Source organism: Xanthomonas sp. LMG 12460 (genome assembly GCF_009192895.1).
Classification (GTDB): Bacteria; Pseudomonadota; Gammaproteobacteria; order Xanthomonadales; family Xanthomonadaceae; genus Xanthomonas_A; species Xanthomonas_A sontii.
The window spans coordinates 48,779-67,540 of sequence record NZ_NKUH01000045.1 but is presented as its reverse complement, the minus strand read 5'-3'; the positions used below and the strand labels follow the sequence as shown (position 1 = coordinate 67,540).

The following is an 18,762-nucleotide window of genomic DNA, read 5'->3' as shown; positions in this document are numbered from 1 at the left end:
GTGTCGGTCATGGCAGCGGGGATCTCGGGGAAACGGAAGGCAGGGCCGCGTCCGCGGCGGACTCGCGGCGGTTCGGCAGCAAGGCGCTGCAGGCGTGCAGCAGCAGGCACAGCGCGACGAAGCCGGCATTGGTCCAGGTGAACGCCTGCGGCGCGAACGGCGACATCACGCAGGCGTAGGCGATGCGCAGGAACACCAGCAGGTTGAACAGCGCCACGCCGCGTCCGAGCAGACGCACGCTCCACAGCAGCGCCGCGTACAGCGCCAGCATCGCCGCCAGCGCGGCGCCGGGACCGCCGGCCAGCAGGAACGGCAGGAACTCGGTGCCAACATTGATGTTCGGCGCATCCAGCGGGATGCCGGTCCCGGCGGTGGCGATGGAACCGCTGAGCGGCACCAGTTGGTTGATCAGGAAACTGGCGTTGGCGTAGCCCTTGCTGAGCAGCGCGCCGAAGTTGTACGGGCCGGCGCCGATGTACAGCAGCAGCCACTTGATGCCCTGCGGTGCGGCCCGGTACAGCGCGCCGAACGGCAGCGCCACCGAATCCAGCGAGCCGGAACGCAGCGTGCCCAACAGCGAGAATGCGGCGGCGCCGGCGCACAGCAGCGCCAGTACCCGTTTCCACGGCAGCGGCCGCGTCGGGTGGCGGCGCAGCAAGAGCAACAGGCCGACGCTGAACACTGCCGCGAACAGGCGGTTGCGGTCGATCACCAGCACCGGGAAGGCGAAGCCGGCCAGCAGCAGCGCATTGCGCACGCTGCGCTCGCGCACGCACAGCAGGCCGATCGGCGGCAGGATCCAGCACATGTTCGACACATGCCGCACGTGCGCCTGCAGCGGGCCCAGGTCGGCGTAGGCGGAGGGGTTGTGCAGCAACGGGATCGGGAACAGCAGCAGGTCCAGCAGGCAGAACAGCCCCACCGCGGCGGCCAGGCCGAGCGCGACGAAGGCCTCGCGCGTGCCGGCGTACTCGCGCGACCGGAACGCCATCAGCGGCGGCAGGCGGATGCCGAGCAGCGCATCCAGGCCCAGCGTCGCCAGCGCCACGGCGGCCAGCAATGCGATGCCGGCGAGATATCCGGGCGGCAGGTCGAAGGTGAGCAGGGTCAGCGCGCAGCTCAGCAGCAGCGGCAGGCCGAAGTACGCCGACGGCAGGCGCAGCAGCCGGCTCATGCGCGCTCGATCAATGCCGACTGGCCGCCCTGGCGCAGCCGCGCCAACAGCGACAGCCACGCATGCGCCAGCAGATGCCCGCCCAGCGTCAGCGGGCTGCGCCGCAGGAACGCGATCTTGGCGGCGATGTAGTGTGCCTGCGCGTGCAGCAGGGTGCGGCAGGCCGGGTCGAACAAGCGTGCGCGGCGCAAGGCCACCTGCCGCGACTCGGCCAGGTTGGCCAGGCGGCTGGGCAGATGCCGGGTGCGGCTGGCGTTGTGGTCGTGCACGCGGTAGGCGCAGACCGCCACGTCCAGGAAACCCAGCGCGTCGCGCGCGACCAGGCGCAGGAAGAAGTCCCAGTCCTCGATGCGCAGGCCCTCGTCCCATTCGGCGCCCGGCTGCAGCGCGCTGCGCCGTACCAGCGCCACCGCCCCGCTCACCGCCCAGTGCCGGATCACCGCGCGGCGGATGCCGGCCTCGCTCAGGTACAGGCGTTTGTCCACGCCGTGCAGGTCGCGCATGCTGCTCTGGTGCACGGTGCGGCCCTGGCTGTCGACCACGATGGCGTCGCCGATCACCGCGGCCTTGTGCGGATGCGCGCCCAGGTAGGCCACCTGTACGCCCAGCCCGCCAGGCAGCAGATAGTCGTCGCTGGCCCCCAGGCGCAGGAACTCGCCGCGCGCCATCGCCACCAGGTGGTTGAGCGTGGCGGCGATGCCGAGGTTCTCGCGCGGCCAGAAGCGCACGTGCAATCTGTCGCCGTGCTGCGCGATCCATTCGGCGATGCGCTCGGCGGTGCCGTCGCTGGAGCCGTCGTCGACGATCACCAGTTCCTTGTTCGGGTACGGGTCTTCCAGCACGCTGTCCAAGCAGCGCTGCACGAAGCGCGCGTGGTTGTAGGCCGGAATCAGCACCGACACCAGCGGCAGCGGCGTCGGGGTATACGTTGCGTCCATCAGCCCAGTCCTCGCAGGTAGCGGCGCGCCACCAGCATGTTGAACACCAGGTACAGCGCATAGTTGCAGGCGAACGCGTAGACCGCGCCAATCAGGCCCATGCGCGCGGTGAACAGCACCACCAGGCCGAGGTAGCTGGCGGCGAACAGGCATTCGGAGAGCACGAACAGCCGCGTCATCGCCTTGGCCAGCATCAGGTAGGACAGCACGAAGGAGGCGATCTTGAGCACGTCGCCGAGCAGCTGCGGCGCGTACAGCGGCAACGCGGCGGCGAAATCGGCGGAGAACAGCAGCCGGGTGATCCAGTCGCGGCACAGGTACACCGCCGCTGCGGCGAGGAGCACCGCCGGCAGCACGTAGCGGTAGGCACCGCGCAGTTCCTGCCACAGCGCCTGCCGCGTATGCAGCGCCGCCAGCTTTGGCAGGTAGTAGACGTTGATGGCGGTGGTGAAGAACAGCAGATAGGCATCGGACACGCGGCTCACCGCCTGCCAGTAACCGACCTGCTGCCAGCCGAACTGGCCGGCCAGATGATCGCGCACGCCGATGTTGACCAGCAGCGGCAGCAGCGCGGAGGCCAGGGTCATGACCGAGAAGCCGGCCAGTCGCCGCACCATCGCCGGATCGAAACGGATGCGCAGCATCTCGCGGCGGAAATACGGGCTGCGTCGCAGCGCCGGCACCCCGGCGCACAGCCAGGCCACCTGCCCCAGCACCAGGCCCAGCAGCGCCCCGGACAGGCCCATGCCGTGCGCCAGCGCGGCCACCAGCAGCACGCTCAGCACCGCGCCGGCCACCTGGACGAAGGCCAGCCGGCGCACGTCCATGAAACCGTTGACCACCGCCAGGATGTAGTTGGCCAGCGCGATGCCGAGCTGCGCCACCGCCAGCACGCAGATCAGCGGCTGGTACTGCGTATCGCCGAGCAGGCGCTCGGCGATCAGGCGGCTGCACAGCAGCGCGGCCACGCCCATCGCGACCGCGGCGACGCAGGCGTAGCCGAGTGCGCTACCGAGCAGTCGGGCCAGTGCCGGCGCATCGTCGCGGTACTCGGCCACGTACTTGACCACGCCGGCGCCGATGCCGCCGCCGGCCACCACCGCCAGCAGCGACATCAGGCTGGTGAACTGGCCGAGCCGGGCGACCCCGGCCGGGCCGGCGTACACCGCCACCAGCTTCAGCACCAGCAACGCGGACAGCAGCTTGGCCGCGGTGGCCACGCCGCTGTACACGCCGCTGCGCAGCACATTCATGCCGCCACATCCCCGAAACGCTGGCAGGCATCGATCACCTGCGCCACGGCCGCAGCGTCCAGGGTCGGGCCGATCGGCAGGCTCAACACCTCGGCACCCAAGCGCTCGCACAGCGGCAACTGCAGGGCGGCCAGTTCCGGATAGGCCGGCTGCCGATGCGGCGGCGTCGGGTAGTGCACCAGGCAGTGCACGCCCTGGGCCTGCAGATGCCGTTGCAGCGCGTCGCGCTGCGCGCAGCGCACCACGAACAGGTGCCAGGCATGCGCGGCCGGGTCGGCCACCTGCGGCACGGCGATCTGCGGATGCGCGATGCCGTCGAGATAGCGCTGGGCGATCGCGCGGCGCGCGGCGATATCGGCGTCCAGGTGGCGCAGCTTGACCCGCAACAGCGCCGCCTGCAGCTCGTCCAGGCGCGAGTTCACGCCTTGCACGAGATGCCGGTACTTGATGTCCGAGCCGTAGTTGCGCAGGACGCGGAGTTGCGCCGCAAGTTCGGCGTCGTCGGTGGTCACGGCGCCGCCGTCGCCCAACGCGCCCAGGTTCTTGCCTGGGAAGAAGCTGAAGCCGGCGGCATCGCCGAAGCTGCCCGCATGGCGGCCGTCGCGGCGCGCGCCGTGCGCCTGCGCCGCGTCCTCAAGCAGCAGCAACCCATGGCGCTCGGCGATGGCACGCAGTGCGGCCATGTCCGCCAGCTGCCCGTACAGGTGCACCGCCAGGATCGCCCTGGTGCGCGGGCCGATTGCCCGCTCCACCTGCGCCGGATCCAGATTGAAGCTGGCCGCCTCCGGCTCCAGCGGCACCGGCCGCAGCCGGTTCTCGCTGATCGCCAGGAAGCTGGCGATGAAGGTGTTGCCCGGCACCAGCACCTCGTCGCCTTCGTGCAGCCGGCCCAGCGCACGGTAGCCGCGCAGGATCAGGGTCAGCGCGTCCATGCCGTTGCCGACGCCGATGGCGTGAGCGGTGCCGCAGTAGGCGGCGAACTCGCGCTCGAACGCCTCCAACTCCTCGCCGAGCACATACCAGCCCGAATCGATCACCCGTGCCGCTGCGGCCTTGAGCTCGTCGGCATAGCGCGCGTTGCTGGCGCGCAGATCCAGGAACGGCACGCTGGCCGGCGGCAGGCTCATTGCAACTCCCAACGGTAGAAATCGTGAACCACCGCGCGCGCGCCGAAGCGCTCCTTTTGCTCGACCAGGCCGGTATTGAGCACCTGGCCCTGCTGCTCGGTGGAAATGCCCAGGCTGAGGAAGTCGCGCTGGGCGTAGACCTGCTCGATCAGCTCGGCCAGCAGCAGGCTCAGCGCATCGGCGCGGCGGCCCTGCTCCGAGCAGGCCAGGTATTGGGTGTGGACGACGTGGCCGAAGTCGTACACCAGCGTGCCGGCCAGTAGTTCCGCGCCGTCGCGGACTTCATACGGCACGATCTGCGCCGGGAAGCGCGCGCACAGCAGGCGCATTTCCTCCAGGCTGTGGGTCGGACGCGCGTCGTGGCGTTGCAGGACCTCGCCCAGCAGCGCATGCAGCGGTGCCGGGTCGTCCACGCGCTGCACGCGTAGCCCGGCGCGACGCGCCTTGGCCACCGAACGCTTGCGCGCGGCGGCGAAGCGCGGCGGCGCACGCAGCGGCACCGCCGAGGACAGGTCGCGACGGTAGAGACGCGCCCCCAGCCGATGCAGCGCGTACAGGTCCTCCTCCGCCGGACTACGGTGAAACAGATGCGGCACTGCCTTGTACAGCAGCGAGCGCATGCCGGCGGCGCGGTAGTACGCCGCGATACGTTCGAACGCCTCCAACGTCGCCGTCGCGCGCAGCGCGTGGGTCGACAGCAGACCGGCATAGCTGAGTCCGGCATGGCTGGTCACCACGTCGCCGTCGCGGTTGGCCGGGAACACCGCCACCGGCGTGCCGGCATCCTCGACCAGCAAGGAGGCATCGACGAAGCGCGCCGCGTGATACTCCATGTAGCCGCGCCGGTGCAGCAGATTGCCGTTGCGCGAGGCCTCCACCACGGCATCCCACAGCGGTGCGTCGGCCGCGGTGTAGGCCCTAACCGACAGCATCGTCATCCTCCCAGACGGTGCCAGCGGGCAGCACCGCCTCGGCCACGCCGAAGCCGTCGCGGCCCATGTCGTTGCCGTTGTAGAACAGCAACAGCCGCTCATCATGGCGGATCAGTGCCGGATAGCACAGCGTGCGCGCATCCCAGCCATCGGCCGACAGCGGCAGGCCCAGCGCCGCGTCGCAGCGCTGCCAGTGGCGGCCGTCGTCGCTGATTGCCATGCCCGGCAGATAGGCGCCAGCGCGGCTGCCGTGGGTGAAACACATCAGATAGCGGCCATCGTGCCGGTACACCCGCGGGCGGCCGATACGGTATTCGTCGCCTTGCGGTTGCAGGCACACGGTGTCCTGCCGCGGGATCGCCTGCAGATCGTCGGTCTCCACGCAGCGGATGTGGTAGCGCGGATACGGCGTGCCGCCGAGCCATTCCCAGTCGTCGCCCACCGCGTACCAGAGCTGCCAGCGGCCAGCGCGATAGCGCGCCGAATGCACCGCGGCGATGGTGCTGCGGCCCGGCGCGCGGTCCAGCAGCGGCGTGTCCTGGCGGCGCTGGAACGTGTCGCCGCCGTCGGTGGACACCGCCAGGCCGGTGAAGGCCAGGAACTTGGCCTTCGCCACCTGCTGGAAGCCGACGTAGAACATGTAGAGACCGTCCGGCCCGTGCACCACGTCGCCGAGGATCATGCCGTTGTCGTCGAAACAGCCGTCGCGGCCGATGTCCAGTACGGGGGCTGCGCTGACGCCCAGCACCCGGGTCGGATCGTCGGCGCGCACGTCGACGTAGCCGATGCGGCTGACCCCGGCGTCGTCGCGAAAGCCGGCGTAGATGCGCAGACGCTCGGCATCCAGGCGCAGCGGCGTGGGCGTCAGCGCCGAATGCCGCATCCAGCCGCCGACGCCATCGCGTGCGGTGTCGAAGACAAGACCGCGTTTGTGCCAGGCGAACATGTGCCTCACAGGTCCACGTCGAAGCTGGACTTGCCGGCCACCGCCCGCGCTGGCGCACCGACGTAGACGCGTCCCGGCTCGGTGTCGCGGGTCAGCAGCGCGCCGGCGCCGATCACGTTGTCGGCGGCCACCTTGACCCGGTCGCTCAGCGTGGCGTTGACCCCGACGAAGCTACCCGCGCCGATCTCGCAGTAGCCGGAAATCACCGCATGCGAGGCCACGAACACGTGGTCATGGATCACCGTGCGGTGGCCGACGTGGTTGCCGCTCCACAGGATGCAGTTGGCGCCGATGCGGGTGAACGGCTGCAGCACGTTGTGCTCGAACACGAAGCAGTGCTCGCCCAGTTCCACGTTGCGCCAGACGAAGGCCTGCGAACTGACGTAGCTGGCCATGCGGTAGCCGCGGCGCTTGGCGTCCAGGTAGAAGCGCGTGCGCAACCGGTTGAGGCCGCTGGCGGGAATCGCCACGAACACCTCCACCTGCGACGGCGGATAGCGTTGCTCGAGTTCCTCGTAGGCCACCACCGGCAGGCCGGCCAGGGTCGGCGTGGACAGGTAGTCGCGCTCCACGCTGAAGGCCAGCACGGCGTAGTCGCTGTCGTGGGTGAAGTACTCGCAGGCGATCTGCGCCAGTTCGCCGGCGCCGACGATGACCAGGGGACGTGCCATGGCTTCAGGCCTCCTGGCGGCGCAGGCCCGCGGCTTCGCGCAGGAACTCGTCGTAGTCGAAGATGTAGTCGGTGGGATCGTAGGCCTGGTCGGCGAGCACCATCAGCACGCAGTCCTCGCTGAAGTCGTAGAGATCGCGCCAGACCATGCTGCCGAGCAGCAGGCCCTGCCGCGGATCGTCCAGCACCACCTGCATCGGTCCACTGCCGTCGTCGAGCAGGAACGACACCGAACCGTGCAGCGCCACCGCCAACTGGTTGAGATGGCGGTGCGCGTGCTGGCCGCGGTGCACGCCGTTGCGGGTGGCGAACAGGTAGTACACGCGGCGGATGTCGAAAGGCACGTCGCGCTGTTGTTCCAGCGCCACGAGCTGCCCGCGCGCATCGCCGTGCGTCCGCAACTGGATTCGTTCGATTGCCATCAGAGTGCCCGACCGGGCTCCACATCGGAGTGTCCAGGCTGAGTGCCGCCGGTCTGCGGAAAGGTTGCGCGAGGCCGACGCGCCGCGCGACGCAACCTTTCGCCGCAGCACCGGCACCCATCGACGAACACCGCTGCCGCGATGCCCCGCCGGCATCGGGCTGCGCCCACTTCGTTGCCCCAAGGACACCGCGTACCGCCATGACCTCGCCCACGCCGGCCGCTCCGAAACCACCTGTGTCCCCCGCTGCCGCATCGGCCGCGTTGCCGCGGCCGATGGTGTGGCTGCACTGGCTCACCGTGCTGTGCCTGGTGCTGGCGGCGGGGCTGATCCTGCTGCGCGAAGAGGTCGAAGGCCGCATGTGGCGGCAGTGGCTGCTGGAAGGCCATCGCCACTTCGGTCTGTTCGTGCTCGGCCTGTTCTGCCTGCGCGTCGTGCTGCGGATGCGCCTGGGCAAGCGCCACGACCCGGAGGCCGGTTCGGCGCTGATGCGCCTGCTGGCCGGCGCCACCCACGTGGTGATGTACGCGCTGCTGCTGACCCTGCCGGTGCTGGGCTGGGCGCTGAGCCAATCGATGGGCAAGCCGGTGCATCTGTTCGGCGCGACGCTGCCGGAGCTGGTCGCGCCCGATCCCGATCTCGCCGACACCCTGGGCGCCTGGCACGTGGACGCGGCCTGGCTGCTGCTCGGCCTGATCCTGCTGCACATCGGCGCGGCGCTGTGGCACCACCTCGTCCGCCGCGACGCGGTGCTGCAACGGATGCTGCCGTTCCTGCGCCGCCGCTGAGCCGCGTCTTCCTTCCCCGTTTGCGTCCGTCGCCGCCCCCACCCGCCCGCCAAAGGACTTTCCGCATGCATCAGGCTCCGTCGTCCCCCTCCACCTTCTCCCGCAGCGACAGGACGCGCGGCGCCGAGCAGGCGCTGCTGTGGTCGGCGCTCGGTTCGCTGCTGCTGGTGCTGAGCCCGCGCGCGGCCGCGGTGCCGGCATTCGCGCGGCAGACCGGCTCGTCCTGCGCCGACTGCCACATCGGCGCCTACGGCCCGGCGCTGACCCCGTACGGCATGCGCTTCAAGCTCGGCGGCTACACCGACAGCGACGGCAACGGCACCAAGATCCCGGTCTCCGCGCAGCTCACCGCCACCCGCAGCGTGCCGGCGCGCGGCGAGAGCCGCACCCGCTTCAGCGAAGCCGACCTGTACCTGGCCGGACGCATCACCGACAACGTCGGCGGCTACGTCAAGGTCGCCAGGACCAACAACGGCAAGAACGACTACACCACGCGCCTGGACAACGTGGACGTGCGCGCGGTGGTCAAGAGCTTCCAGCTCGGCGGCAAGGACACCCTGCTCGGCGTCAGCGTCAACAACAATCCCGGCAGCCAGGATCCGATCGGCATGCTGCCCAACGCCTCCGGCCTGGGTCCGGCCTCGGCCTATGCCAGTTCGACCACCCTGCTCAACCAGTCGTCGCTGTCCAACCGGGTGATCGGCACCAGCGTCTACGGCCTGTACGACCGCAACTGGTACGGCGAGGTCGGCACCTACACCGCCTTGCCGGTGTCGACCCAGGACGATCTGGGCTACGCCATCGGCGGCGATCCCGGCAAGCTCAGCGACACCGGCTACCTGCGCCTGAGCTACATGAAGGACCTCAAGCGGCAGTTCTTCTCCGCCGGCGTGGTCGCGCTGACCACGCGCCGGCAGCTGCCGCGCAGCACCGGCCCGCGCGACGACTTCACCGACCTCGGCTACGACCTCAACTACCAGTTCCTGGGCACCCGCGAGCACATCCTCAAGCTCGGCTACCTCAACATCTACGAGCGCCGCCGCTACGGCAGCGCACTGATCGACCCGACCAACCCGGCCCTGGCCGGCCCGCGCCGGGCCAGCGTGCGCGACCAGTCGATCAGCCTCAACTACACCTACAAGCAGAGCTACAGCCTGCTGCTGGCGCACTTCATCAACACCGGCTCGGACGATCCATTCCGCTACCGCCCGTACGGCGCGCCGGACACCACCAGCAACCTGATCAGCGCCTCGTGGGCACCGTTCGGCAAGGACGACAGTTACTCGTCGATCTCCAACCTGCGCCTGTCCGCGACCTGGTTCCGTTTCAGCAAGTTCAACGGCAGCACCGGCAACGTGTTCGGGGCCACCCCGGTCACCCGCCCGCGCGACCTCAACCAGTTCGCGCTGAGCCTGAGCCTCGCTTTCTGATTCCCCCGCACGGAGCTTCCCCCATGAAACGCACCCATGCCCTCCCCCTGCGCACCCTGCTGGCCGGCCTGCTGCCGCTGGCCGCCGTGGTGGCGCCGTCCGCCCAGGCCGCCGGCGGCATGCCCGGCGCCGGCGTGTTCGCCAGCGAATGCGCCGAATGCCACAGCGCCGCGCCGGCCAAGAACAAGAAGGGCCCGACCCTGTTCGGCGTGGCCGGGCGCCGCGCCGGTAGCGTGCCGGACTACGCCTACTCCGACGCGATGAAGCAGAGCCAGTGGACCTGGAGCGACGACAAGCTGCGCAGCTACCTCTCGCAACCGGCGTCCAAGGCGCTGCCCGGCGGCAAGATGAAGTACGACGGCCTGGACGATGCCAAGCAGTTGCAGGACCTGATCGCCTACCTGCACAGCCTGCATTGAACTCGCTGCCCGATCCGGTCATATTCGGCGCCCGACGGGCCGGCCAGCGTGCCGCGCCCGTGCCCGATTCCTGACCTGCGAGCATCGAGTCACCGTGCGTTTTTTGCCTGCCGTCCGCGGTGCCTCGTCCCGGCCACCCGCCGTCGCCCAGCGTTGCAGGACGGGCACCGCGACTCGGCGGTCAGCGCATCCGTGCGCCGGCGCGGCGCTGGCCCTGGCGCTGGCCGCCCTGCACGCCCCGGCGGCGAAGGCCGGCGACATCGGTGGCGCCGCCGGGATCAGCTCGCAACTGGTCGACCGCGGCATCGCCGTGACCCGCGCGACCCCGACCCTGCAGGGCGCGCTGTTCTGGCTGCCGGCGCCAGGCTGGTCGCTGAGCGGCTCGGCCAGCGTGGCGCTGGACGCGCCGGGCACGGTGCTGATGAGCAGCCTCGGCCTGTCGCGCAGCTGGACCGTGTCCGACAGCTGGCAACTGCAGGCCGAGGTGCTGCTGTACCGCTACCCCGGCGCGCGCGCCAACCGCCTGTTCAACCGCGACGAGATCAGCCTGGGCTGGAGCTACCGCGACCGCCTGAGCCTGTCGCTGGCCGCCTTCCGCATGCCCGACAGCGGCCTGCAGCAGCGCTGGTACGGGGCGCTGGACCTGACCGCGCACCAGCCGCTGACCGGCCCACTGTCGCTGTCGGTGGGCGCCGGCGTCAGCCAGGCGCCGCCGACCCTGTACGGACTGGAGTACACGGCGCACTATCGCTACGGCCACGCCGGGCTGATCTGGAACGCCGGGCGCTGGAGCCTGGAGGTAGACCGTGTGTTCAGCAACGCCCGCACCGGCTATGCCGACCGCGGCCTGTGGCCGTGGGTGGCCAGCGTCTCCCGCAGCTTCTGAGGCCAGCGCAACCTTTCCGTGCCGCCCCGGCACATACCGGTGCCCGTTGCCACACCTGCTCCCATGAACGACACCGACCTGCTCGGCGATGCCACCGACCGCATGCTGCTCCGGCGCATGGCCGCCAGCGACCGCGAGGCGCTGACCCGCCTGTACCGCGCCTACCACGGGCGCCTGTGCCGGTTCCTGTCGCGGCTGACCCGGCGCCCGGACATCATCGAGGAAGCGATCAACGACTGCTTCTGGATCGTCTGGCAGAAGGCCGGCGACTTCCGCGGCGATTCGCAGGTCTCGACCTGGATCATGGGCATCGCCTACCGCTGCGGGCTCAAGGCGATCCGCCACCACAGCGACGACGCCATCGACGACGGCGTGGCCGCCGAGGACCACGCCGCGGCGGCCGACCCGGACGAGGACCGCGAGCTGCGCGACTGGCTGGGCAAGGGCCTGGAACGCCTGTCGGCAGACCAGCGCCTGGTGGTGGAACTGGTCTACGGCCTTGGCCACAAGCTGGAAGAGGTCGCCGCGATCATGCAGTGCCCGGTGGGCACCATCAAAGCCCGGTTGTTCCACGCCCGGGTCAAACTTCGCAACGTGTTGCCGGGATTGGCCGGCGATGCGTCCACGCTGACGGAGAGCGCGTGATGAAAACGGGCTTCAACGAGCCGGGCAACGAGTGCGCGCATGCCTGGGACCTGATGCCGTGGGTGCTGCAGGACAGCGCCACGGAAGCCGAAAACGAGTGGCTGGTCGCGCACCTGGCCAAATGCCGGCACTGCAGCGCCGAGTTCGCCCAGCAGAGCCGCCTGCGCATGGCCATGACCCTGCCCAGCGACGTGCCGGTGGACGCCGAGGCCGGGCTGCAGCGCCTGCTGCAGCGCCTGGACGCGCCGGTTCCGCAGGCGCCGCCGCAGCGCGGCCGCGCCAGCTGGACCACGCGGGCGCTGGTCGCCGCCGCGCTGCTGCAGGCGGTTGGCCTGGGCGTGCTGGGCATGCGCCTGTCCGCCGAGCACGAACGCAGCACCGCCTACCGCACCCTCAGCGATGCCGCGCAGCCGCTGGCGGCCGACGCGATCCGGGTGGTGCCGGACGCGCGCATGACCCTGGCCGACTGGGACGCGCTGTTGCGCAAGCTGCAGCTGCGGGTGATCGGCGGCCCCAACGCGGCCGGCGCCTACACCGTGGTGCCGACCCAGGCCGGGTCGCCGGCGCAGCCGCAGCGCAGCGTGCAGCAGTTGCGCGCCACCGCCGGCATCCGCCTGGCGGAGCCGATCGCCGCGCCATGAAGCTGCGTCTCGCCAGCCTGCTCCTCGCCTGCCTGGGCCTTGGCGCCTGCGCCCATGCCGCGCCGGCGGCCGTCGCCGATCCGGCGCCCGCCACGGACGCCAAGGCGCCCAGCCTGGATCCGTCGCCGGCGCTGGACAGCCAGCGCCAGATCGTCCTCGCCGTGGCCAACCCGATGGCCGCGCCGAGCCGCCACGCCGGCTCCAACCTGCTCGGCTACGCCTCCGCCCGCTACTACGGCGCCGGCACCCAGGCGGTCGCCACCCTGGACGCGCTGAACAAGCGCTACGGCCTGCGTCAGGTCGCCGGCTGGCCGATCAAGGCGCTGGGGCTGTACTGCGTGGTGCTGGAGCCGGCGCCGGGCAGCGACCGCGCCGCGCTGCTGGCGCAACTGGCCAAGGACGACCGGGTGGCGCTGTCGCAGCCGCTGCAGGACTTCGGCACCTATTCGACCGACAGCCAGGCTGCGGCCGCACCGGCGCAGCCGCTGCGCTACAACGATCCCTACGTGGACATGCAGCGCGGCTTCGCCGCCACCAACGCGGCCACCGCGCAGGCGCTGAGCCAGGGCCAGGGCGTGGACGTGGCGATCGTCGACACCGGCGTGGACACCGCGCACCCGGACCTGCGCGGGCGCCTGCGCAACACCCGCGACCTGGTCGCCGCCGACCCGGGCGCGTTCAATCGCGACCACCACGGCACCGAGGTCGCCGGCATCATCGCCGCCGGCAGCAACAACCACCAGGGCATCGTCGGCATCGCGCCGAAGGCGATGCTCGACGTGTACAAGGCCTGCTGGTATCCGCAGCGCCCCGGCGCCGGCGCCGGCTGCAACTCCTTCACCCTGGCCAAGGCGCTGGCGGCGATCGGCGACACCCGCACCCGCATCATCAATCTCAGCCTCGGCGGCCCGGCCGACCCGCTGCTGCGCAAGCTGCTGGAACAGCTGCTGCGCGAGGGCCGCATCGTGGTCGCGGCGATGCCGCCCAACGGCCGCCTGGACGGGTTTCCCGACGGCATTCCCGGGGTGATCGTGGTGCGCAGCAGTGCCGCCGCCCCGGCGCCGGCGGGCGTGCTCAGCGCGCCGGGCGAGGACATCCTCACCACCCAGCCCAACGGCGGCTACGACTTCACTTCCGGCTCGTCGATGGCCACTGCCCACGTCAGCGGCGTGGTCGCGCTATTGCTGGCGCTGGCGCCGCAACTGGACGCGCGCAGCGTGCACGACCTGCTGCTGCGCACCAGCCGCACGCGCGACGGCCTGCTGCAGGTCGACGCCGCCGCCGCGGTACAGGCGTTGCCGCGCAGCGCGCCCCTCGCCCGCTGAAGGCCACCATGCGTTCCTGGATCCCGCTCTGGTTGCACCGGCTCGGCGCGCCGCCGACCTTCTACCGCGCGGCCGGCGCCGTGCGCCCGTGGAGTCTGGCCGCGGCCTTGCTGCTCGGCGCCGTGGCGGGTTACGGCGGGCTGGTGCTGGCGCCGCCGGATTACCAGCAGCACGATGCCTACCGCATCATCTTCGTGCATGTGCCGTGCGCGTGGATGAGCTTGTTCGTCTACGCCGCGATGGGCCTGGCCGGCCTGGTCGCGCTGGTGTGGCGGGTGAAACTGGCCGAAATCGCCTGCATGGCCTCGGCGCCCATCGGCGCGGCCTTCACCTTCGTCACCCTGTGCACCGGCTCGCTGTGGGGCCGGCCGATGTGGGGCACCTGGTGGACCTGGGACGCGCGGCTGACCTCGGAACTGGTGCTGCTGTTCCTGTATCTGGGCGTGATCGGCCTGCACCGTGCCATCGACGATCCGCGCCAGGGCGCGCGCGCCGCCGCGCTGCTGGCGCTGGTCGGGCTGATCAACCTGCCGATCGTGCATTACTCGGTGGTGTGGTGGAACACCTTGCACCAGGGCTCGACGGTGCGCGTGCTCGGCCCGTCGACGATGCCGCTGTCGATGCTGTGGCCGCTGCTGACCGGCGTGGTCGCCAGCAAGTGCTACTACGTCGCCAGCCTGTGCGGGCGCATGCGCACCGACCTGCTGGCGCTGGAGCGCGGCAAGGCCTGGGTGCGTGCGATCGCGTTGCAGGCCGCGCCGGTGCCGGCGACGCCCGCCGATGTCGTGCCGCTGCCTGCGGAACACGCGGCATGAGCGGGTTCTGGGCGATGGGCGGCTACGCCGTCTACGTGTGGAGCGCGTACGCACTGGCCTTGCTGGTGCTGATTCTGGACAGCGTGCTGCCGCGCCGCCGCCAGCGCCGCCTGCTCGCCGGCATCCGTGCGCAAGTGGCGCGCGAACAGGCACGCCGTGCCCGCGGCAACGTTGCGACCAACGGAGCGCGCGATGCATCCCACCCGTAAGCGCCGCCTGCTGCTGGTGCTGCTGTTGCTCGGCGCCGCGGCGCTGGCCACCGGCCTGTTCGTGCTGGCCCTGCAGCACAACGTCAGCTACCTGTTCACGCCCAGCCAGGTGCAGGCCGGCGCGGCCAGGGACTACCGGGTGTTCCGGCTCGGCGGCATGGTCAAGGCCGGCTCGATCACGCGCAGCGCCGATGCGCTGCAGGTGCAGTTCACCGTGATCGACAAGGCCGGCGCCACCGCCGTGGCCTACACCGGCATCCTGCCCGACCTGTTCCGCGACAACCAGGCGGTGATCGCCACCGGCTCGATGCAGGGCGCGCGCTTCGTGGCCACCGAAGTGCTGGCCAAGCACGACGAGACCTACATGCCGCAGGAACTGAAGGACGCGATGGCGCAGGCGCATGCCGAGCGCGCCCACGTCGGCAACACCGCGGCGGCAGCTGCAGCGACGGCACGGCCATGAGGCCGAGCGCGCCACACCGCGCCGGGAACGACGCGCGATGAGCGCCGAACTCGGCCAGTGCGCGCTGATCCTGGCCCTGCTGCTGGCATTGGTGCAGGCCGTATTGCCGCTGCTCGGTGCCTGGCGCGGCCAGCGCGCCTGGATGGCGGTGGCGCGGCCGGCCGCCTACGCCCAGGCCGGCTTCGCCTGGCTGGCCTTCGGCCTGCTCGGCTACGTGTTGCTGCAACTGGATTTCTCGGTGCGCTACGTCGCCGCCAACGCCAACCTGGCGCAGCCCTGGTACTACCGGCTGGCCGCGGTGTGGGGCGCGCACGAAGGCTCGCTGCTGCTGTGGATCGCCATCCTCAACCTGTGGACGGTGGCGCTGGCGCGCAGCGGCCGGCATTTGCCGGAGGCGTTCGCCGCGCGCGTACTCGGCGTGCTCGGGCTGATCTCCAGCGGCTTCCTGGCCTTCGTCCTGTTCACCTCCAATCCGTTCGTGCGGCTCTCACCGATGCCGCGCGACGGCAGCGAGCTCAATCCGGTGCTGCAGGACCCGGGCATGGTGCTGCATCCGCCGGTGCTGTACACCGGCTATGTCGGCTTCTCGGTGGCCTTCGCCTTCGCCATCGCCGCCCTGCTCGGCGGCGAGCAACAGCAGGCCTGGGTGCGCTGGGCGCGGCCGTGGACCAACGTCGCCTGGGGCTTCCTCAGCGCCGGCATCGTCGCCGGCAGCTGGTGGGCCTATGCCGAGCTGGGCTGGGGCGGCTGGTGGTTCTGGGACCCGGTGGAGAACGCCAGCTTCATGCCCTGGCTGGTCGGCGCCGCGCTGATCCACACCCAGGCGGTCACCGAGAAACGCGGCGCGCTCGGCGCCTGGACCCTGCTGCTGTCGATCCTGGCGTTCTCGCTGTCGTTGCTGGGTACTTTTCTGGTGCGCTCGGGCGTGCTGACTTCGGTGCACGCCTTCGCCGCCGACCCGCGCCGCGGCCTGTACATCCTCGGCTTCCTGGTACTGGTGGTCGGCGGCTCGCTGCTGCTGTACGCGCTGCGTGCGCCGCGCCTGGCCGCCGGCAAGCCGTTCGCCGCGCTGTCGCGGGAGACCGCGATCCTGGTCGGCAATCTGATGCTCAGCGTGGCCGCGGCGATGGTGCTGCTGGGCACGCTGTTCCCGCTGCTCGGCGATGCGCTGCGGCTGGGCAAGATTTCAGTGGGGCCGCCCTACTTCGGCCTGCTGTTCCCGCTGCTGATGCTGCCGGTGGTGCTGCTGTTGCCGTTCGGTCCCTACCTGCGCTGGGGCCGCACCGAACCTGGCGCACTGCGCGCGGTGGCCGCGCGCGCCGGGCTGGCCGCACTGGCCTGCGCGCTGCTGGCGTGGCTGCTGAGCGCAGGCACGCTGCGCGCGGTGGCCGGCGTCGCCGCCGCGGCCTGGGTTGGCGTCGGCACTGCCCTTTATGCGCTGACCCGCTGGCGCAGCGCGCCGCGTGGCCGCCGCTTCCCCGCCGAACTGGCCGGCATGCTGCTGGCGCATGCCGGGGTCGCGGTGTTCGTGGCCGGTGTGCTGCTGTCGGACAGCCTGTCGGTGGAACGTGACGTGCGCCTGGATCCCGGCCAGAGCGCGCAGATCGGCGCGCACAGCTTTCGCTTCGATGGCGTGCAGTTGATCGATGGCCCCAACTGGAAGGCCGAACAAGGCACGGTGAGCGTGCTGCACGACGGCGCCGTCGTGGCGGTGCTGCACCCGCAGAAGCGTCTGTACAGCAGCGAACGCATCCAGACCGAGGCAGCGATCGACGCCGGCGTGCTGCGCGACCTGTATGTCGCGCTCGGCGAGCCGGTCGACGACCAGCACATCGAATACGGCTGGACCCTGCGCCTGTACGACAAGCCCTTCATCCGCTGGATCTGGGCCGGCGGCCTGCTGATGATGCTCGGCGGTTTCGTCAGCGCCGGCGCGCGCCGCTTGCGTGCGCAGCCGGCTGCGACAAGCGCTACCGCGCCGGCCGCGCTCGCCGGAGCCGCGCCATGAGCCGGCTGCTGCCGCTGGCCGCGTTCGCGCTGCTGGCCGCGCTATTCGGATTCGGCCTCTGGTGGAGCCGCAGCCACGACCCGCGCGAGGTCCCTTCGCCGCTGCTGGGCAAGCCGGTGCCGGCGTTCGCGCTGCCGCGCCTGGACCGCCCGGACCTGCGCAGCGGCAGCCAGGAACTGCGCGGCCGCCCGTATCTGCTCAACGTGTTCGGCAGTTGGTGCATGGCCTGCAGCGAGGAGCATCCGCTGCTTATTGCACAGGCCCGGCAACTGGGTGTGCCCCTGGTCGGCTACGCCTACCGCGACGCGCCGCACGACACCGCCGCCTGGCTGGCGGAGCGCGGCAATCCGTACGCGCTGGTGCTGGTGGACGCCGATGGCCAGCGGGCAATCGACCTGGGCGTGTACGGTGCGCCGGAAACCTTCCTGATCGATTCCGACGGCGTGGTCCGCTACAAGCACGTCGGCGTACTGACGCCGCAGGTGCTGGCCGACGAACTGCGTCCGGCGATTGCCGCGCTCGACGGAGCACGTCGATGAGCGTGCTGGTCGCACGGACGCGCAGGCGCACGCCGTGGTGGCGGCTGTTGGTGCTGCTGTGGCTATTGGGCGGTGCATTGCCGGCCTTCGCCCAGGCAGTGGACCCACTCCCGTTCAAGGACCGCGCGCAGGAACAGCGCTTCCAGCACCTGACCGCGCAGTTGCGCTGCCTGGTGTGCCAGAACGAGAACCTGGCCGACTCCGACGCGACGCTGGCGCGCGACCTGCGCCACCAGGTGTTCGCGCAACTGCAGGCCGGGCGCAGCGATGCGCAGATCAAGCAGTACATGGTCGATCGCTATTCGGCCTTCGTGCTGTACGACCCGCCGCTGGCGCCGGGCACCTGGCTGCTGTGGTTCGGGCCGGCGCTGTTGCTGCTGGGTGGTGCCGCGATGGTGCTGGCGACGCTGCGGCATCGCCGCCGCGCCCTTGGCGCCGTCACGACGGAAGCGGAGGACGCCTGGTGACGCCCGGCTTTCTGCTCTCCGCCGCCGCGATGCTGGGCATCGCCCTGTTCGCGGTGTTGCGCCCGTTGCTCGTCCAGCGTTCCGGCGCAGGTCGGCAACGCGGCGTCGCGCTGCTGCTTGCGCTGCTGCTGCCATTGCTGGGTGCCGGCCTGTACTGGCGCGTCGGCACACCTACGGCCCTGGCCGGCGTCCCGCTGCAACCGCTGCCGCCGCCCGCGCCGGACCAGACCGCGCAACTGCTGCAAGGCTGGCTGCAGCAGGCCTGGGATGCGCAACAGGCGCAGCGCCCGCACGAAGCGCAGCAGGCCTATGCGCAGGCGCTGCGGATCGCCCCGGACAACGTCGAGGCCCTGCTCGGCTGGGCCGAGACCGACATGGCGCAACGCGCCGATCTCACGGTGGGCAGCGCCGCACGCGCCATGCTCGACCGGGTGCTGGCGCAGCAGCCGGACAACCAGCGCGCCCTATGGATGCGTGGCATCGCCGCCTTCCAGCAGCAGCGCTATGCCGATGCAGCCGGCGACTGGCACCATCTGTCGACCTTGCTGCCGGCGTCGTCGCCACTGCGCGAGGCGGTGACGCAGAAGATCGCCGCTGCAGAAGCGATGGTCACCACGCCCGTCCCAGCGGCTAGCACCGAGCCGCGTTGAAATCGTCGCATCGAC

Annotated in this window: 22 protein-coding genes; 14 read left to right on the top strand and 8 right to left on the bottom strand. The window is 70.9% G+C overall.

From position 1 onward, the window contains the following. Positions 1 to 7: 7 nt before the first annotated feature. Genes CEK66_RS10720 through CEK66_RS10685 form a run of 8 tightly spaced genes read right to left on the bottom strand, consistent with a single transcriptional unit; the run spans position 8 to position 7,462 of the window. Positions 8 to 1,174 (bottom strand): hypothetical protein, encoded by a 1,167-nt coding sequence (locus CEK66_RS10720; protein ID WP_152236902.1) that lies wholly within the window; start codon positions 1,172 to 1,174, stop codon positions 8 to 10. Next, positions 1,171 to 2,112: a glycosyltransferase gene (locus tag CEK66_RS10715; RefSeq protein ID WP_152236901.1), complete on the bottom strand. Its 942-nt coding sequence runs from the start codon at positions 2,110 to 2,112 to the stop codon at positions 1,171 to 1,173. Before CEK66_RS10715 ends, CEK66_RS10720 begins: the two co-directional genes overlap by 4 nt. Further along, positions 2,112 to 3,365 carry an O-antigen translocase gene (locus CEK66_RS10710; RefSeq protein ID WP_152236900.1) on the bottom strand — a complete coding sequence of 418 codons (1,254 nt, stop codon included), beginning with the start codon at positions 3,363 to 3,365 and terminating at the stop codon, positions 2,112 to 2,114. Before CEK66_RS10710 ends, CEK66_RS10715 begins: the two co-directional genes overlap by 1 nt. Next, positions 3,362 to 4,492, bottom strand: coding sequence for a DegT/DnrJ/EryC1/StrS family aminotransferase (locus CEK66_RS10705; RefSeq protein WP_152236899.1), 1,131 nt, complete (start codon positions 4,490 to 4,492; stop codon positions 3,362 to 3,364). The genes CEK66_RS10710 and CEK66_RS10705 overlap by 4 nt, the downstream gene beginning before the upstream one ends. Next, positions 4,489 to 5,424, bottom strand: coding sequence for a GNAT family N-acetyltransferase (locus CEK66_RS10700; RefSeq protein ID WP_152236898.1), 936 nt, complete (start codon positions 5,422 to 5,424; stop codon positions 4,489 to 4,491). The genes CEK66_RS10705 and CEK66_RS10700 overlap by 4 nt, the downstream gene beginning before the upstream one ends. Then, a complete protein-coding gene (locus CEK66_RS10695) occupies positions 5,411 to 6,370 on the bottom strand; it encodes a hypothetical protein (RefSeq protein ID WP_152236897.1) in 960 nt (319 codons plus the stop codon). The genes CEK66_RS10700 and CEK66_RS10695 overlap by 14 nt, the downstream gene beginning before the upstream one ends. A gap of 5 nt (positions 6,371 to 6,375) precedes the next feature. Continuing rightward, the gene (locus CEK66_RS10690; RefSeq protein ID WP_043092010.1) at positions 6,376 to 7,041 is read right to left on the bottom strand and encodes an acetyltransferase; all 666 of its coding nucleotides are present in this window, start codon (positions 7,039 to 7,041) and stop codon (positions 6,376 to 6,378) included. A gap of 4 nt (positions 7,042 to 7,045) precedes the next feature. Next, positions 7,046 to 7,462 (bottom strand): FdtA/QdtA family cupin domain-containing protein, encoded by a 417-nt coding sequence (locus CEK66_RS10685; protein WP_017909879.1) that lies wholly within the window; start codon positions 7,460 to 7,462, stop codon positions 7,046 to 7,048. A 275-nt stretch (positions 7,463 to 7,737) separates the two neighbouring features. Between CEK66_RS10685 and CEK66_RS10680 the strand changes: the two genes are divergently transcribed. The 14 genes from CEK66_RS10680 to CEK66_RS10615 all read left to right on the top strand — a co-directional run bounded on the left by CEK66_RS10680 (position 7,738) and on the right by CEK66_RS10615 (position 18,747). After that, positions 7,738 to 8,250, top strand: coding sequence for a cytochrome b/b6 domain-containing protein (locus tag CEK66_RS10680; protein WP_043092009.1), 513 nt, complete (start codon positions 7,738 to 7,740; stop codon positions 8,248 to 8,250). A gap of 65 nt (positions 8,251 to 8,315) precedes the next feature. Next, the gene (locus tag CEK66_RS10675) at positions 8,316 to 9,680 is read left to right on the top strand and encodes a cytochrome C (protein WP_152236896.1); all 1,365 of its coding nucleotides are present in this window, start codon (positions 8,316 to 8,318) and stop codon (positions 9,678 to 9,680) included. A 23-nt stretch (positions 9,681 to 9,703) separates the two neighbouring features. After that, on the top strand, positions 9,704 to 10,099 hold the full coding sequence (locus CEK66_RS10670; protein ID WP_017916196.1) for a c-type cytochrome: 396 nt from the start codon (positions 9,704 to 9,706) through the stop codon (positions 10,097 to 10,099). 310 nt (positions 10,100 to 10,409) lie between these two features. Further along, positions 10,410 to 10,985: a hypothetical protein gene (locus tag CEK66_RS10665; RefSeq protein WP_226978572.1), complete on the top strand. Its 576-nt coding sequence runs from the start codon at positions 10,410 to 10,412 to the stop codon at positions 10,983 to 10,985. 63 nt (positions 10,986 to 11,048) lie between these two features. Next, positions 11,049 to 11,630, top strand: a complete 582-nt coding sequence (locus tag CEK66_RS10660; RefSeq protein ID WP_017913785.1) for a sigma-70 family RNA polymerase sigma factor — start codon at positions 11,049 to 11,051, stop codon at positions 11,628 to 11,630. Next, entirely contained in the window at positions 11,630 to 12,271 is a 642-nt protein-coding gene (locus CEK66_RS10655) for a zf-HC2 domain-containing protein (RefSeq protein ID WP_150409100.1), read from the top strand. Before CEK66_RS10660 ends, CEK66_RS10655 begins: the two co-directional genes overlap by 1 nt. Further along, positions 12,268 to 13,596 (top strand): S8 family serine peptidase, encoded by a 1,329-nt coding sequence (locus CEK66_RS10650; RefSeq protein WP_152236895.1) that lies wholly within the window; start codon positions 12,268 to 12,270, stop codon positions 13,594 to 13,596. The genes CEK66_RS10655 and CEK66_RS10650 overlap by 4 nt, the downstream gene beginning before the upstream one ends. A gap of 8 nt (positions 13,597 to 13,604) precedes the next feature. Then, positions 13,605 to 14,411, top strand: coding sequence for a heme ABC transporter permease (locus CEK66_RS10645; protein ID WP_152236894.1), 807 nt, complete (start codon positions 13,605 to 13,607; stop codon positions 14,409 to 14,411). Further along, complete coding sequence (ccmD, locus tag CEK66_RS10640) at positions 14,408 to 14,620, top strand: heme exporter protein CcmD (RefSeq protein ID WP_152236893.1); 213 nt, start codon at positions 14,408 to 14,410, stop codon at positions 14,618 to 14,620. The genes CEK66_RS10645 and ccmD overlap by 4 nt, the downstream gene beginning before the upstream one ends. Continuing rightward, positions 14,604 to 15,083, top strand: coding sequence for a cytochrome c maturation protein CcmE (ccmE, locus tag CEK66_RS10635; protein WP_017914417.1), 480 nt, complete (start codon positions 14,604 to 14,606; stop codon positions 15,081 to 15,083). Before ccmD ends, ccmE begins: the two co-directional genes overlap by 17 nt. 37 nt (positions 15,084 to 15,120) lie before the next feature. Next, positions 15,121 to 17,091 carry a heme lyase CcmF/NrfE family subunit gene (locus CEK66_RS10630; protein ID WP_152236892.1) on the top strand — a complete coding sequence of 657 codons (1,971 nt, stop codon included), beginning with the start codon at positions 15,121 to 15,123 and terminating at the stop codon, positions 17,089 to 17,091. Next, positions 17,088 to 17,630 (top strand): DsbE family thiol:disulfide interchange protein, encoded by a 543-nt coding sequence (locus tag CEK66_RS10625; RefSeq protein ID WP_152236891.1) that lies wholly within the window; start codon positions 17,088 to 17,090, stop codon positions 17,628 to 17,630. The genes CEK66_RS10630 and CEK66_RS10625 overlap by 4 nt, the downstream gene beginning before the upstream one ends. Beyond that, on the top strand, positions 17,627 to 18,097 hold the full coding sequence (locus tag CEK66_RS10620; protein ID WP_152236890.1) for a cytochrome c-type biogenesis protein: 471 nt from the start codon (positions 17,627 to 17,629) through the stop codon (positions 18,095 to 18,097). Before CEK66_RS10625 ends, CEK66_RS10620 begins: the two co-directional genes overlap by 4 nt. Further along, on the top strand, positions 18,094 to 18,747 hold the full coding sequence (locus tag CEK66_RS10615) for a tetratricopeptide repeat protein (protein ID WP_152236889.1): 654 nt from the start codon (positions 18,094 to 18,096) through the stop codon (positions 18,745 to 18,747). The genes CEK66_RS10620 and CEK66_RS10615 overlap by 4 nt, the downstream gene beginning before the upstream one ends. The last annotated feature ends 15 nt before the right edge of the window (positions 18,748 to 18,762 follow it).